This is a genomic window from Roseateles sp., from assembly GCF_031397715.1.
GTDB lineage: Bacteria > Pseudomonadota > Gammaproteobacteria > Burkholderiales > Burkholderiaceae_C > Paucibacter_A.
This window is the reverse complement of record NZ_JANNMI010000435.1, coordinates 1-14,526: the sequence shown is the minus strand read 5'-3', so window position 1 is coordinate 14,526 and position 14,526 is coordinate 1. Positions and strand designations below refer to the sequence as shown.

The 14,526-nt window shown below is 63.9% G+C and carries 10 protein-coding genes, 1 tRNA gene and 1 pseudogene; 6 read left to right on the top strand and 6 right to left on the bottom strand.

The window, feature by feature from the left end; translation table 11 throughout:
* Window positions 1-282, top strand: a pseudogene (locus tag RMO57_RS19160) (insulinase family protein); the annotation flags it as partial.
* Window positions 283-296: 14 nt separating this feature from the next.
* Window positions 297-1,712: a pitrilysin family protein gene (locus RMO57_RS19155; RefSeq protein WP_310389388.1), complete on the top strand. Its 1,416-nt coding sequence runs from the start codon at window positions 297-299 to the stop codon at window positions 1,710-1,712.
* Window positions 1,713-1,717: 5 nt separating this feature from the next.
* Here the strand turns inward: RMO57_RS19155 and RMO57_RS19150 are convergent, their stop codons facing one another.
* On the bottom strand, window positions 1,718-2,305 hold the full coding sequence (locus RMO57_RS19150) for an NnrU family protein (protein WP_310389386.1): 588 nt from the start codon (window positions 2,303-2,305) through the stop codon (window positions 1,718-1,720).
* Window positions 2,306-2,556: 251 nt separating this feature from the next.
* On the opposite strand from RMO57_RS19150, the gene RMO57_RS19145 reads away from it, so the two are divergent.
* Together RMO57_RS19145 and RMO57_RS19140 are read left to right on the top strand one after the other, a co-directional pair.
* Window positions 2,557-4,611 carry a prolyl oligopeptidase family serine peptidase gene (locus RMO57_RS19145; RefSeq protein WP_310389384.1) on the top strand — a complete coding sequence of 685 codons (2,055 nt, stop codon included), beginning with the start codon at window positions 2,557-2,559 and terminating at the stop codon, window positions 4,609-4,611.
* A gap of 106 nt (window positions 4,612-4,717) precedes the next feature.
* Window positions 4,718-4,802 (top strand) — tRNA-Leu (locus tag RMO57_RS19140).
* 172 nt (window positions 4,803-4,974) lie between these two features.
* On the opposite strand, the gene RMO57_RS19135 is transcribed toward RMO57_RS19140, so the two are convergent.
* Entirely contained in the window at window positions 4,975-7,146 is a 2,172-nt protein-coding gene (locus RMO57_RS19135; protein ID WP_310389382.1) for a putative bifunctional diguanylate cyclase/phosphodiesterase, read from the bottom strand.
* 206 nt (window positions 7,147-7,352) lie between these two features.
* On the opposite strand from RMO57_RS19135, the gene RMO57_RS19130 reads away from it, so the two are divergent.
* Both RMO57_RS19130 and RMO57_RS19125 read left to right on the top strand, forming a co-directional pair.
* Window positions 7,353-7,727, top strand: a complete 375-nt coding sequence (locus RMO57_RS19130; protein WP_310389380.1) for an HU family DNA-binding protein — start codon at window positions 7,353-7,355, stop codon at window positions 7,725-7,727.
* A gap of 48 nt (window positions 7,728-7,775) precedes the next feature.
* On the top strand, window positions 7,776-8,843 hold the full coding sequence (locus RMO57_RS19125; RefSeq protein ID WP_310389378.1) for a LacI family DNA-binding transcriptional regulator: 1,068 nt from the start codon (window positions 7,776-7,778) through the stop codon (window positions 8,841-8,843).
* Between the two features lie 17 nt (window positions 8,844-8,860).
* Here the strand turns inward: RMO57_RS19125 and RMO57_RS19120 are convergent, their stop codons facing one another.
* From RMO57_RS19120 to RMO57_RS19105, 4 genes are read right to left on the bottom strand one after another with little or no spacing between them, the layout of a single operon-like run.
* Window positions 8,861-11,116, bottom strand: coding sequence for a DUF6445 family protein (locus RMO57_RS19120; protein WP_310389377.1), 2,256 nt, complete (start codon window positions 11,114-11,116; stop codon window positions 8,861-8,863).
* A gap of 13 nt (window positions 11,117-11,129) precedes the next feature.
* Window positions 11,130-12,155 carry a cupin-like domain-containing protein gene (locus RMO57_RS19115; RefSeq protein WP_310389375.1) on the bottom strand — a complete coding sequence of 342 codons (1,026 nt, stop codon included), beginning with the start codon at window positions 12,153-12,155 and terminating at the stop codon, window positions 11,130-11,132.
* 8 nt (window positions 12,156-12,163) lie between these two features.
* Window positions 12,164-12,865: a SapC family protein gene (locus RMO57_RS19110; protein WP_310389372.1), complete on the bottom strand. Its 702-nt coding sequence runs from the start codon at window positions 12,863-12,865 to the stop codon at window positions 12,164-12,166.
* Between the two features lie 40 nt (window positions 12,866-12,905).
* A complete protein-coding gene (locus RMO57_RS19105) occupies window positions 12,906-14,459 on the bottom strand; it encodes a tryptophan 7-halogenase (protein ID WP_310389371.1) in 1,554 nt (517 codons plus the stop codon).
* Between the last annotated feature and the right edge of the window lie 67 nt (window positions 14,460-14,526).

Genomic DNA, 14,526 nt, shown 5'->3' with positions numbered 1-14,526 from the left:
CGCGTCAAGACCCGTTTGCTGGCCGATTGGTACAACGGCTTGGAGAGTTTTCTGAGCCGCGCCGACACGCTGGCCAAGCTGCAAACGCTGTGGGGCGACGCCAAGGTCGTCAACCAAATTCCGGGCTGGATCGAGGCCGTCACGTCCGCCGATGTGCAGCGTGTCGCCAAGACCTATCTGACCGTCGCCAACCGTTCAGTGATTGACCGCGTGCCGGTGGCGATGCTGACGCCTGATCCAGCCGCAACCCCTGCATCGGCCGCATCGACTGCCAAGCCTTGAAGGAGACCCACACCATGAAGCAAAACAAGATGATGCTGGCCGCCTTGCTGGCCTTGCCACTGACTGCGCTTGCCGCAGACGCCGTCAAGATGCCGGCCGCGCTGCCCAAATACGGCCAGGACAAACCCATCCAAGTGCCGCAAATAGCGAAGCAGACGCTCGCCAATGGGCTGGAGGTCTGGGTGCTGCCGCGCCAGGGCCTGCCCCGCGTTGACTATGTGCTGGCCCTGCGCGGCGCCGGCTTTGGCGCCGACGCGGCAGATGCGCCCGGCCGCGCCAAGCTGCTGGCCGGCCTCTTGAACGAAGGCACGGCCCAGCGTGATTCACGCGCCATCGCCGAAGCCGCCCAAGGCATGGGCGGCGGTGTGGGCGCAGCGCCCGCTAACGACGGAATAACGCTGACCGCCTATGCCTTGACCTCCCACGCCGAGGGCATGATGAAGCTGCTGGCCGAGGTGGCTCGCAGCCCCGCCTTCCCCGAGAAAGAAGTCACGCTCGCCAAGGCGAACGCTCAGCAAGCCTTGAGGGTGGCCAGCGCGCAGCCGGGCTTTCGCGCCAGCAAGGCGCTCAACCAGGCGATCTACGGCGACCACCCCTACGGCCGCAGTCAGGAGACGGCCGAGGCCATCGAAGCGACCACGGCCGAGATCTTGCGTGCCGAGCATGTGAAGCGCTTCCGGCCGGACCGCGCCTTGTTGGTCATCACCGGGCGAATCAGCGCCGCCGAGGGGCTGCAGCTGGCGCAGGCCGCTTTTGGCGACTGGGCCGCACAAGGCCCGGCGCCGGCCGAGATCGCCGCAGCGCCCTTGAGCGCCAAGCCGCAACACATCCTTTTGGAGCGCCCCGAGAGCGTGCAGTCCACCCTGCGCCTGGGCCGCCCCGGCGCGCCCGCCAACAGCGCCGACCAAGTGCCGCTGCGCCTGACCAGCACCATCCTGGGCGACGGCTTCTCCAGCCGCATCAACCAGAATCTGCGTGAGGAAAAGGGCTACACCTATGGCGCCAGCGCCGGCGCGCGCTCCTACCGCGTCGGCGGCGCCATTGCAGGCGGCGCCGATGTGCGCAATGAGGTGACCGGCGCCTCGTTGCAGGAGTTCATCAACGAGTACAAGCGCATCGGCGCGGAGTTGGTGCCGGCGGCCGAGCTGCAGATGAGCAAGCGCTATGTGGCCGGCAGCTATTTGCTGACTACCCAGCTACAGGGCGCGGTGGCGCAGACGCTGGCGAACAACTGGCTGGTTGGCCTGCCGGCCGAGTTCCTGGGGCAATATGTGCCGCTGATCCAGAAGGTCACGGCCGCGCAGGTGCGTGAAATCGGCAAAAAATATTTCGCACCCGAAGCGCAGACCCTGGTCGTGGTCGGTGACAAGGGCGCGATTGCCGAGCAGCTGAAGGCGTTTGGAAATTTTACGAGTTCCAGCCAGCGATAAGGTTCCTACCCCAGCGGCCGCACGCCGATCAGCGCCGCGTGGCCCCAAAACGCAAAGCCCGCCCAGGCCAGCGCGCCGATTAGCACGGTCAGCGCGGTCAACGCGGTGCCGCTGGGGCTGGCCGTCAGCGGCGCCGGCGGATGGGCACGGTCACGCTGGCGGGCGGCGCGAAAACTCAGCACCGCCCAGACCAGAAAGCTGCCGAATAGCAGCAGGTCGGCCAGGCTGTTATTGGACAGCAAATGCGCCAGGGCCCAGACCTTGACGCCCAGCACCATCGGGTGGCGCAGCTTGGCCTTGATCGCATTGCGCGGCACATAGGCAGCGACCAGCAAGACGAAGGCAATCAGCGTCAGCAGCGCGGCCAGATGGTTCATGCCCTTGGGCGTGACCCACAAAAACTGCGGGCTTTGCTGCGCTTGGCCATAGCCCCAGACGAGCAAACCAAAGCCGAGCAAAGACAGCGCCGTGTAGCCAAGTTTCCAGGCCTTCTCACCGCGTTGCTGAATCTGCGCGCTGCGCCAGTCATTGGCCACGATGCGCACCGAATGCACACCCAGAAACAACACCAGCCCCAAGATCAATTCAAGCATCAATAGTTCTCCACGCGACGACGTTGCCGCAGCTTCGCTTTGTACGCGATGAGGGATGCCAACATCAGGATATTGCTTAAACATATTTGCGAGCTGCGGCCAACCGGCACATTCGGTCGATGACCCCTTTGGCTTGGGCGACTGATGGCGGTTGTGTGGGGGTTGTGTGGTGGTTGTGTGGTGGTTATGCGCCGGTTGCGCTGCGGTTTCGGGCCAGAATGCGGGCCTCGAATAGCAGGAGCGTTGCTCGCATGAAGATGATTAATTTGGGCCGGTCGCAGATCGCTTGCGCGGCTTCGGCGTGGCTGCTTTGTGTGGCGAGCGCCATGGCGCAGACAGCGCCGGCCATCGCTCAAGCGACCCAGCCTGCGCCAGCCGCGCGCGGCGTGTTGGCGCCCAACGCCAATTTGCTGGTGCAGGGCATTCCTGCCGTGCCGCAGAGCTTGGCCGACAAGGTGGGCGGCTATAACGATTTCCGCGGCCATGGCTTTGTCGCCTGGCATCCGACCCGCCGCGAGATGTTGGTGACGCACCGCAAGGCCGGCGCCAATACCGCCCAGCTCTACCGCGTTGGCAAACCGATGGCCGCCTTGGAGCAGCTCACCGATGCGGCCGACCCCGTCAGCAATGCCAGTTACGAGCCCAGTGGCGGCCGCTACATCGTGTTTGCCCGCGCCACCGGCGGCGACGAGGTGGCCCAACTCTACCGCCTGGATTCCCGCTTGGATGGACAGGGCAAGGAGCCAGTGCTGCTGAGCAACCCGGACCAGCGCCATGCGATGGCAGGCTGGCTGCACAAGCGCAGTCAAATGCTGTTCACCTCGGTGCCGCTGGACCGCACGGCCGCGGGTGGCAGCCGCGCGCAGGTGCTGACCCAGCTGTGGTTGATGGACCCCGAGCAGCCGGCGCAAAAGCGCCAGATCGCCGAATTGCCGGGCGGCGGCTGGGGCGTCGGCGCGGTGTCTTGGGATGACAAGCAGCTGGCGCTGTCGGAGTATGTTTCGGCCAATGAGTCACGCATCTGGCTGATGGACCTGGCCACCGGCGCAAAGCGCCAGCTCTTGCCGGCCGCGGGCGAGCCCATGCGGGCCAGCCATTTCCCGGCTGTTTTCACGCGCGACAACCAGTCGCTGCTGCTGCTCAGCAACCGCTTTGGCCAGTTTGTCGAGCCGGCCCGGCTGACTTTGGCTAACGGCAAGCTTGAGCGTCTTGAGACCCAGATCCCCTGGGATGTCAGCGGCCTGACCCAGACCGAGGACGGCAAGCGCCTGGCCCTGCAATTCAATATCGATGGCCGGGATGAGCTGCGTTTTTATGACGCCCGCAGTTTCAAGCCACTGCCGGCGCCGCAAATGCCGCCGGGCAGCATCGGCAGCGCCAAGTACGACCGCACGCGCAATGAGCTGGCCTTCAGCGTCAACGGCGCGCAAGGGCCGAGCCAGCTCTTCAGCATGGATGCCAAAGGCGCGCTCCAGAACTGGACGCAAGCCTACACGCCGCCGGGCATCGACAGCCGCCAGTTCACCGAGCAACAGGTGGTGCGCTGGACCAGTTTTGACGGCCAGCATATTTCCGGCTTGCTGAGCCTGCCGCCGGCCAAGTTCAGCGGCAAGCGGCCGGTCGTCATCAGCATTCACGGCGGCCCCGAGGGGCAGGCGACGGTCGGCTTCCTGGGCCGCAACAACTACTATTTGCAGGAGCTGGGTGTCGCCTTCATCCAGCCCAATGTGCGCGGCTCGTCCGGCTTCGGCAAGACCTTCCTCGACCTGGACAACGGCTTCAAGCGCGAAGACTCGGTCAAGGACATTGGCGCGCTGCTGGACTGGATCGCGACGCAGCCGAATCTGGATGCGTCACGCGTGCTGGTCACCGGCGGCAGCTATGGCGGCTATATGACGCTGGCGGTGGCGACCAACTACCCCGAGCGCATCGTCGGCGCACTCGATGTGGTGGGCATTTCGCACTTTGTGACCTTCTTGAATAACACCGAGAGCTATCGGCGTGATCTGCGCCGGGTCGAGTATGGCGACGAGCGTGATCCGGCCATGAAGGCCTTTCTGGAACAGATCTCACCCTTGACCAAAAGCGCCAAGATCAAGGCACCCTTGTTTGTGGTGCAGGGCAAGAACGATCCGCGCGTGCCCTATACCGAGGCCGAGCAGATCGTGGCCAAGGTGCGTGAGCAAGGCACGCCGGTCTGGTATTTGCGCGCCGACAACGAAGGCCATGGTTTTGCCCGCAAGGAAAACCAGGACTATCTGTTCTACGCCACCATCATGTTCATGCAGCAGACGCTGTTGAAGTAACTGAAAAGGCCGCTGCCATCAGTTGGAGTTTTGAAGTATTTTCAGGTTTGTCAAAAATGCTTGAAATTCAATGCTAAAGTGCGGCCTCTTCTTAGCAAGACACCTTGCCCAGGTGGCGGAATTGGTAGACGCACTAGTTTCAGGTACTAGCGGGTAACTCCGTGGAGGTTCGAGTCCTCTCCTGGGCACCAAACAAGAAAGGCCAGCACGCAAGTGCTGGCCTTTTGCGTTTGGTGGTCAGGAAGCAAGGCCCCTGCGGGCCTTGCGTGGGGACGAGAATGGCGTCCGCATACTTGCGGCGCCGGGATCGCGGGACGTGACCGAGTCCTCTTGAAAAGGCCAGCACGCAAGTGCTGGCCTTTTTCACTGCTTGCTCAGCAAATGCTCAAACGCTGCCGCCGCCATCGGCCGGCCAAACAGAAAGCCTTGCGCGTAATCGCAGCCGGCGGCGATCAGCAACTCGCGCTGCTCAGAGGTCTCAACACCTTCGGCCACCACCTTCAGCCCCAGCGCATGCGCCATCGTGATGATGGCCTTGCACAGCGCCAAGTTTTTGGTATTGGTGTGCAAATTCTTGACGAAGCGCTGATCAATCTTCAGCAGGTCGATCGCGTATTTTTGCAAATAGGCGAGTGAAGAAAAGCCGGTGCCGAAGTCATCCAGCGAGACCTGGAAGCCGGCCGCGTGCAGCGCGGCCAGATGAGCTTCCACCTCGTTGTCGGCTTCCAGTAGCAAGCCCTCGGTAATCTCGATCGCGAGCGCATTGCCGGCCACACCGAGCTCTTGCATGACCTCGGCCCAGCTAGGGCTCGCCGGCGCACGGCCGGTTGCGTCGCGAAACTGCAGCGGCGATTTGTTGACGCTGATTTGAAAGCCCTCGTCAAACTGCGCGCGCCAGTACTTCACCTGCATCGCCGCTTGCCGAAACACCCACTCGCCAATCTCGATGATCAGGCCGCTGGTTTCGGCCAGCGGCACAAACACGCTCGGGCTGATCACGCCCTGGCGGGGGTGTGTCCAGCGCAGCAAGGCTTCCGCTTTGCGGACCTGCCCGGTTTGCAGGTCGACGATGGCCTGGTACTCGATAAAAAGTTGCCGTCCGGGCAAGGCGTCACGCAGGTCATTGCCGAGCCGCATGCGTGTCAGCGCGGCCTGCTGCAGTTCGGGTGTGAAGTAGCCCAGGCGGTTGCGCCCGGCGGCCTTGGCCGCATAGAGGGCCTGGTCGGCATGCTTGAACAAGGCCTCGATATGCCGTCCATCGCTGGGGTAGTGGCTCAAGCCGACGCTGGCCGAGACGAAGACCCGCTCGCCGCCCAACTCAAACGCCTTGGCCAAGCTGGCAATGATTTGCTGCCCGACGGCGCGCGCAAGTTGCTCGGACTGTGGCGCTTTGGCGAGCGGATGCAACAGCACGGTGAATTCATCGCCGCCCATGCGCGCCACCAAGTCGCCCGGGCGCAGGCAAGCACTGACCCGCGCGGCGGCCTCGATCAGCAAGGCATCGCCGACGTCATGGCCCAGCGTGTCGTTGACTTCCTTGAAATGATCGAGGTCGATGAAAAGCAGCGCCAATTCGCTGCCGTCTTGCTCGGCTTGCAATAACTGCAACTCCAGGCGGTCGCGCAGGCTGCGTCGGTTGGGCAGGCCGGTCAGTGGGTCCAAGTGGGCCTGGCGCCAGATCAGCGCCTCGGCTTCTTTGCGACGGGTGATGTCGGTGTGGGTGCCCACCATGCGCAGCGGCCTGCCCTGCTCGTCGCGGCTGATTACCATGCCGCGGCTGTGAATCCACTTCCAGCCGCCGTCTTTGCAGCGCACCCGATGTTCATTGCTATAGCTGCTGGCGCGGCCGCTGAAATGGGCCTCGCGGTCGGCCTGCATTTGCACCAAGTCGTCGGGGTGGGTGCGGGCATCAAATTCGCCCGGCGTGGGCCTCACGTCGGTCTCGTCATAACCGTAAATTTGCAGGTAGCGGGGCGAATAGAGCTCGATGCCGCTTTGCACATACCAGTCCCAAACGCCGTCGCCATTGCTTTCCAGCGCCAGCTTCCACAAGTCGTCGGCGTCCTGCAGCCTTGATTCGGCTTGCTTGCGGGCGTCGATATCGCTGTGCGAGCCCAGCAAATAGCGCTCGGCGGCGGCGCCCCCCACGGGCGCAAATTCGGCCGTCAACAGATGCCAGCGGTAGCGGCCGTCTGCGCCGCGCAGCCGGTAGTCGTGGGCCAGGGCCGGCGCCGCTGCCGTGAGGGCCGCGCGCCCCAAGTACTGGCGGCAGTTTTGCTCAAAGCCGGGCCAGTCATGCGGGTGAACCAGGGCTTGCAGCCCAAGTTGGCAAAGAGGCGTTAACTCGAGGCCGGCATAACGCAGCAGTGCGGCGGAGGCGAAGCGCGGGCGCATGCGCTCGTCAATGACCCAAATCAAGGTGGGTAGCGCGTCCAGCAGTTTTGCAGCCGGCCAATCAAAAGCAGTGCAAAGCTGATCCGGTCCGCTGTCATCGGGCTGCTGCAGGACCAGTGTTGAATTGACTTCGAGCTTCATTGATCTTGACGCCGGCGTCGATTGGACAGAGCAGCTTACTTGATTGGCGCGGCTTGAGCTCAACGCCACGGTGACAGGATGTCGTTGTGCGTATTTTTTCGGGTTTGCGCCGGTCATTTGGCGGCTGCCCATCGGCGATCGCGCGCTTTGGGTCAAAATGGTAACGCCTGAGATCGTCGGGCCCAACCTTGAGACGAGATGCTTGAATGAACAAGACCGAATTGATTGCACACCTGGCCGCCAAGCACGCATTGACCAAGGCCGAAGCCGGCCGCTTCCTTGAGACGCTGCTCGAAGCCGTGGTCAGCACGGTTAAAAAAGGCGAGGCCGTGGCTATCCCGGGCTTTGGTTCCTTCAAGCAGCACGCCCGTGCCGCCCGCACCGGCGTGAATCCAAGTACCGGCGACAAGATCAAGATCCCCGCCGCCAAGCTGCCCAAGTTCACCCCCGGCTCGGGCTTCAAGGCCGCCGTTGATCCGAAGGCCGCGGCACGCAAGGCCGCCAAAGCCACCACGGCGCCAGCCAAGGCAGCCGCCGCCAAGCCGGCTGCTAAAGCCGCCGTGAAGAAGGCCAAGAAGTAAGTTGCGCCGCTGAGCAACGCTGAGCAACAGTGAGCAAGGACGGAATCAGTGGCAAGCAGAGCCGGGTCTAGCCCGACGATTGTTGATGTGGCCGAACAGGCCGGCGTGTCGATCAAGACCGTGTCCCGCGTGCTCAACAAGGAAGCCGGCGTGCAGGACAAGACCCGCGAGCAAGTGCTCAAGGTGGTGGCCGAGCTGAAGTACCGGCCCAAGCTGGCGGCCCGCAGCATGGGCGGGGGGCGCTCTTTTCTGATCGGTCTGCTCTACTACGATCCCAGCGCGGCCTTTGTCGGCGGGGTGCAGCAAGGTGCGACGCTGCGCTGCCGCGAGTCGGGCTACCACTTGGTGGTGGAGTCTTTGCACAACGACGCACCGGACATTTACAACCAGGTCGACCGCATGGTCTCGGCGCTGCGCCCGGACGGCATGATTTTGACGCCGCCCTTGTGTGATAACCCCAAGGTTCTGCAGGCTCTGCGCGACAACGAAACGCCCTTCGTGCTGCTTTCGCCGGGCCAGCAGCCGGCCGATCAGTTCAGCGTGCGCATGGATGACGAACTTGCCGCCGAAGAGGTCACGAATCTTTTGATCAGCCTGGGCCACGAGCGCATTGGCTTCATCCGGGGCGCCCCCGATCAGGCGGCTTCCGAGCTGCGCTACCGGGGTTTTGTGCGGGCCATGCAGGCGCATGATCTGGCGGTGGATGCGAGCCTGGTGTGGGAGGGCGACTTCACCTTCCCCAGCGGCGTGGAAGGGGCGCACAAGCTGCTAAGCCGCAGCGTGCGACCGACGGCGGTGTTCGCCAGCAATGACGATATGGCCCTGGGCGTGCTGGCGGCGGCGCAGCGCTTGGGGCTGAATGTGCCGGCCGATTTGTCGATCGCCGGCTTCGATGATTCCAGTGCGGCCAGCTTGGTGTGGCCGCCATTGACGACCGTGCGCCAGCCCACCCACGAGATGGCCAGCGTGGCGGTAGAGATGCTGATCGCCGCCAAGGGCAATGAGGCCGAGGCGGCAACGCCGCAAAGCGCGCACCGGGTGCTGCCGCACCAGTTGATGGTGCGCGACTCCAGCCGCGCCTTGCACCCAAAGCCGGTGCCTAAACAGCCGGTTTGAGCCGGTCTGCAGCGGCCTTAGGCTGCCAGCTTGGTACTTTTGAAAAACGCGTTGACGGTCAGGCGGCCCAGGCCGGCTTGGTACGCCGCGGGTGCGGCTTGAATGTCACCGGAGTGGAAAATGCTGCCGTCGTAGAAAACCGCGCGGTTCCATTTGGCGGGCACGCGTCCTATCACCTCGAAGTAGCGATTGCTTTGCGTCATATAGCCCGCCGGAAGGCCGTATTTTTCGCCAAATTCCTGGCCATTCATGGCCTTGGCGTCGGCCAAGAAATTTTCAGTCTCTGGCTCGGACATCAGCGAACGGAACAAGACGGTGCCGCCGAGTTGTTCGTCTGCGAATAAATAATGAACCAGCGCGCACATCATCTGCCCCGGCTCCAGTCCGGAGTCGTCTCGGTGGCAGGTGCGCTGGCGCGCATCCAGCGTGCTGGCGTCCTGGGTGACGCGCGAAAACCGGCCATACATGCCTTGCGGCGGGCCGGCCTGCAGTCGCGTGCGCAGATGGCTCCGAAAATAATCGTCCAACTGCCCGGCCATTGCGGCGGGCAAATCCAGTTGCGGGCCGGGATAGGGATGACCGGCAGGGCGCTGGAACTGATTCGAGACCGACTGCGCCAAGCGCACCAAGCCGTCCGGGTCCTGCACGAAATCATCGATGACGAAGACCGCTTGGCCGTTCGTCAGTTGGAGGGTCTGGATCTGCGGCTGCGGGTTGAGCTGCAAACTTGGCGGGCTGGAAACAGGACCGGCTGCGGCCGGCTTGGGCGCGCCGCAAAACCGGCCCACATAGTCCTGGTGCTTGGGCAGCTTGATCAGGTTGCGCGCGGCGTCTTTGCGGATCTCGCCGAGGAAGTCGCTCAGGTCAGCGTCGCTCATCTGGCGTGTCACCGGGTGGTGGGCGGCGGGCGCGATGCCCTGGCCCAGCATCACCTGAATCCAGGAGTTGTCGCGGAACAGCTCGTCGGAATCCAGGCATACCCGGGCCGTGTCCTTGAAGAGCTGGATGCGATGGGCCAGCAAGTTAGGCACCGCCATCTCGCGGCAATCACGCCAGAGCTTGGCGTCGCTGCGCTGGTTGACGTGGTAGTGCAGGATGATGAAGTCACGAATGGTCTCGATGGCGCGGCGCGACTGGTCGTTGTATTCGTCGATATCGCTTTGGCAAATGCCCTCGGCCGGGAACATCTGAATCAAGCGCGTCAAGCCGCGCTGAATCAGGTGAATGCTGGTCGACTCCAGCGGCTCCAGAAAGCCGCTGGACAGGCCGATGGCGACGCAGTTGCGCTTCCACACCAGCTCCCGCTGGCCCGGTGTGAACTTGATGACGCGCGGCTGGCGTATGACCTTGCCTTGCACATTGGCCAGCAGGGCGGCCTTGGCCGACTCGTCGTCGAGGTGCCGGCTGCTGAAGACCAGGCCGTTGCCGACCCGGTGCTGCAGCGGAATGCGCCACTGCCAGCCCCAGGGGTGGGCGATCGAGCGGGTGTAGGGCACGGCCTCGCTGACCGAGGCGGTTTGCGCGGCCACGGCGCTGTCGCAGTGCAGCCACTCCGACCAATCCTGATACGCCACGCCCAGCGTCTCGCCCAGCAGCAGCGAGCGCATGCCGGTGCAGTCGATAAAGAGGTCCCCTTCAATCAACGAGCCGTCATTCAAGCTCAGTCCGGTGATGCCGCCGTTGCTGGCCGCTTGGCTGGTCTCGCTGTGGACCCGGACGATCTTGCCCTCGATGCGCTGCACACCCAGCGCCTCGGCGTAACGGCGCAAATACTGGGCATACAGCGTGGCATCGAGGTGGTAGGCGTAGTTCAAGCCGGTGTTGGGCAAATGGGCAAAACGGTTGTCCATCGCCGCGCGCAACTCCAGGCAATAGTCGCCGTAGTCGCTGGCCAAGCCGCGCTTGCGGCCCTCCAGCCAGAAATGCTGGAAGCCGGCCGTCCAATGCGGCTTGCCGGTGCTGCCGAAGGAATGGAAGTAATGCTCGCCCACATTGCGCCAGTTCTCAAAACTGATGCCCAGCTTGAAGGTGGCCTGCGTGGCGGCCATGAACTCGCGCTCGTCCAGCCCCAGGATTTCATGGAAAAAATGCAGGGTCGGGATGGTCGCCTCGCCGACGCCGATGGTGCCGATTTCTTCCGACTCGATCAGGCGAATGTCATACAGCCTGCCCAAACTCTTTGACAGGCCGGCCGCCACCATCCAGCCGGCGGTGCCGCCGCCGGCGATGACGATGCGGCGTACCGGTTTGGAGGCGTAAGGTGCAGTGTTCATGCGCAGGTCCTAACTAGCGATTCAGTCGGTTCAACAGCACCGCGCGCAGATGGCGCGCGCGGTCCGGCGTGAGGGGTGCCAGCACGCCTTGGGCGTGGGGCGGGATATGGGCGGCGGTTTGTGCGTCGGCATGGAAAACATAGTGATCGAACAAGGCCCCCCAGGCCTGGCGCTGGGCCGACGGCAAGTCTCGCAGAGTCATCAAGGCCAGCATCAAGGTGTTCATCGGCGAATCCATGTAGGCCGGGCTTTGCCGCCACCAGAAGTTCACCAGCGCGCTGACAGGCTCCAGCGCCTCCACCGCATGCCACCACAGGCTGGGGATGAAGACCGCGTCACCCGGCAGCAGCTCAGCCGTCTGTGCCTGCGCCAGCGCTTGCGCGTAGCGCGGGAAGCGAGCGAAGTCGGGCTTGGCTAGATCGACCAAGCTAATGGCTTGCCCGGCCGGTGTCAGGTCCAGCGGGCCGATATAGAGATTGCCGACCTGCTCGGGCGGGAACAAGGTGAAGCGACGCCGCCCGGCGACGACGCAGGCGAGATTGTCCGGCAGGTCGAAATGAGCGGCCACGCGCACCCGGTTGCCCAGCCACAGGCTGACCAAGGGGTCGGCCACGTTCACTGGCAGACGCAGCGGCAAATCATTCGCTTGGCGCAGGCCGGGGAAGGAGCCGTCAAGCTCGGTCGAGCCCAGATAGAGCGCGGGTGGGTTGGTCTCTTTGGCCCGCCCCAGCAACTCGTCCAGCAGCGCGCCAAAACCGGCAATTGCGCGCTGGTAGTTGAAGCCGCTGAAATCGGCGTTGTAGAAAAATCGGCCCTCGATGGCCGGCGCGCCGCGCCACAGCCCGACCTGGGTGGCTGCACCCGCGGCGCCAAAGCCGCGCAGATAGTCGCAGAACCGCTGGTCCGATCGCTGCGCGGCCTGCACCATCGGCCAATGGCGCACCAAGCCGCGCAGCAGCACCGGCTCGGTGCTTTGCAGCAAATCGGCGGGTAGGCTGTCGGCGTGGACGTCGCTGCGCTCCAGCATGGGCCGGCTCATGGTCTTTCTCAAGCCTCGCGTGCGAGCTGCAGGCGGATCAAGCTGTGCAGATGGGCCAACGAGGCCACGGCCATATAGATCGGCATCAGATAGTCCGCCTGGTGCAGCAGACCCACCGTCTTTTCGTCCAGGGCCGCCAGGCGTTCTTCATGGATGGTGTGCAGGCCGACCAAGCGGCCATGTGAGCCGTCCGGCCGTTCGACATCCAGGACAAAGGGCTCCAGCAAATCATGGGCGAGCAGCGCGTCGATGAAGGCGGGCGTGGCCTGCAGGCCCTCGTGCAAGGTCTTCAGCACCGAGTTAGCATGTTCCAAAAATTCGCTGCTGCCGCCCTGCGGCAAGAACACCGCCAAGCCCTCGGCGCCCTGGCCGATGCGCGGGCTGGCCATATCGACCAGCATCCGCAGCTCATCCTCGTTGACGCCAATCATGAAGGGCTCGCGCTGCATGGCCAGCGGCAGATAGGGCACCGTCCAGCCTTCGGGCCCAAGGAAGAGGTTCTGACCTTCTTGCAGGCCGAACAGGGCCAGCGGCTGCATCACGCCTTGCTCGTTGTTCTGGAACACGATGGGGTAGTGCACCTGCAGGCGACGAAACTCGTCCGGGGTGGCGACGCAGGACATCCGTGCATCACCCCATTCGGCCCCACGGCGGGTGATGATGCGCAGGTCTTTGTGCGTGATGTTGTCGAGCAATTGTGGGTTTTGCATGGCGTCTCGGTTGGGCTGAACAGGGTGAGTGATTTGGACGTTATGGCATGCCGTGCGCATGGATGTGGCGGATCAAATCACGGTGGCGCGGCAAGCCGCCCAGCAGTCGTTTGCTGGCGCTGGCCACCTGCTGGAAGCAGGTTTGCGCTTGCACCAGCCGCTGCGCTCGGGGCGCCGGCAGCTGCGGTTTGAAACCCATGCCGTACAGCACATATTGATAGCTGGCGGCGGGGAAAACTTCGTCGACGCGGAACAGATCGCCGCGCAATGGCGCGCGGTGCCGCCACAGCTGCAACAGCTCGCCCAAGCGTTCGGGCATGGAGTCCGCTTGGCGATGCTCGCGCCAATAGTCGGCGTCATGGCGCTGATTCAAGGCGTAATGCAGCTTGAGGAAATCGATGATGCGGGCCCAGCGGTAGTCAAACGCCTCGTTGAAGCGTTTGGCCACCAGGTCCATATCGGCGCGGCTGGCGGGCAGCTCATCGCGAATCATCGCGGCCGACAACTCGACCAGCGCGAGTGCCGAGGCCTCCAGCGGTTCGATAAAGCCCGAGGACAGACCCACCGCCACGCAGTTGCGATGCCAGAAACGTTCGCGGTAACCCGGCGTGAAGGGGATGTGGCGGGGGCTGGGCAAATCGGCCACGGCCGCGGCCGGGCCGCCGCTGCGGGCGATGTGTTGGCGCAGCGCCGCTTCAGCAGCTTCTCGGCTGGTGTGGGCGCTGGAATAAACCAGGCCAACGCCGCGCCGGCTGGGCAGGGCGATGTCCCAGGTCCAACCTTCGGCATGGGCCGTCGCAATGGTGGTTGACGCCAGCGCAGAGCGGTCATCGGCGCAGGGCACTTGCAAGGCCAAGGCGCTGTCGTTGAACAGCACCTGCCGTTGTGAGCGCAGCCCAATGCCGTAATGCTGACCAATCAGCAAGGCCTTCAGGCCCGAGCAGTCGATGAAGAGATCGCCGGCGATATCGCCGTGGCTGCGGGTTCGCAGGGCGGCTATGTCGCCATTCTCATGCGTGAGCACCTGGGTGACTGCGTCGGCCACATGCCTAACGCCGAGTTTCTCGGTAGCGTGCTGGCGCAGCAAGACGCCCAGCTTGACCGCATCAAAGTGGTAGCCGTAGTTGACCGCGCCGCCAAACTCGGGCGTGGTGACTTGCTTGGGGCCTAGGCTCGCGTCGCAAACATGCGGCTGCGGGCTGACGCATTCCGCAAAGGCTTGGTCGGTGCCGGCATGCAACCATGCGCCCGCCAAGTCGGTGTCACCATGGCCCTGCGGCAGCGAGAAGGGATGGTAGTAGCGATCCGCTGCTTGCCCATTGACCCAGCCATCAAAACGCGAGCCTTGCTTGAAGGCGGCGTCGCACTCGCGCAGCAAATCAAGCTCGCGCAGGCCGATGCGCTGCAGCGTCTCGCGCATTGAGGGCCAAGTGCCTTCGCCGACCCCGATGGCCGGTGCGTCGGGCGATTCGATCAGGCTGATCTGTAATCTGCCGGCTTCCAAACCACCATGTTCGGCGGCCAACAAGGCGGCGCTCAGCCAACCCGCCGAGCCGCCCCCTAACACTACGATGCGCCGCACCGCTGCCGTCATATCAAGTCTCGCGATAGCTGTAGGACTGTTTCAAAGTTGACCGAACCGACAGCCCCTTCGGGGCCGT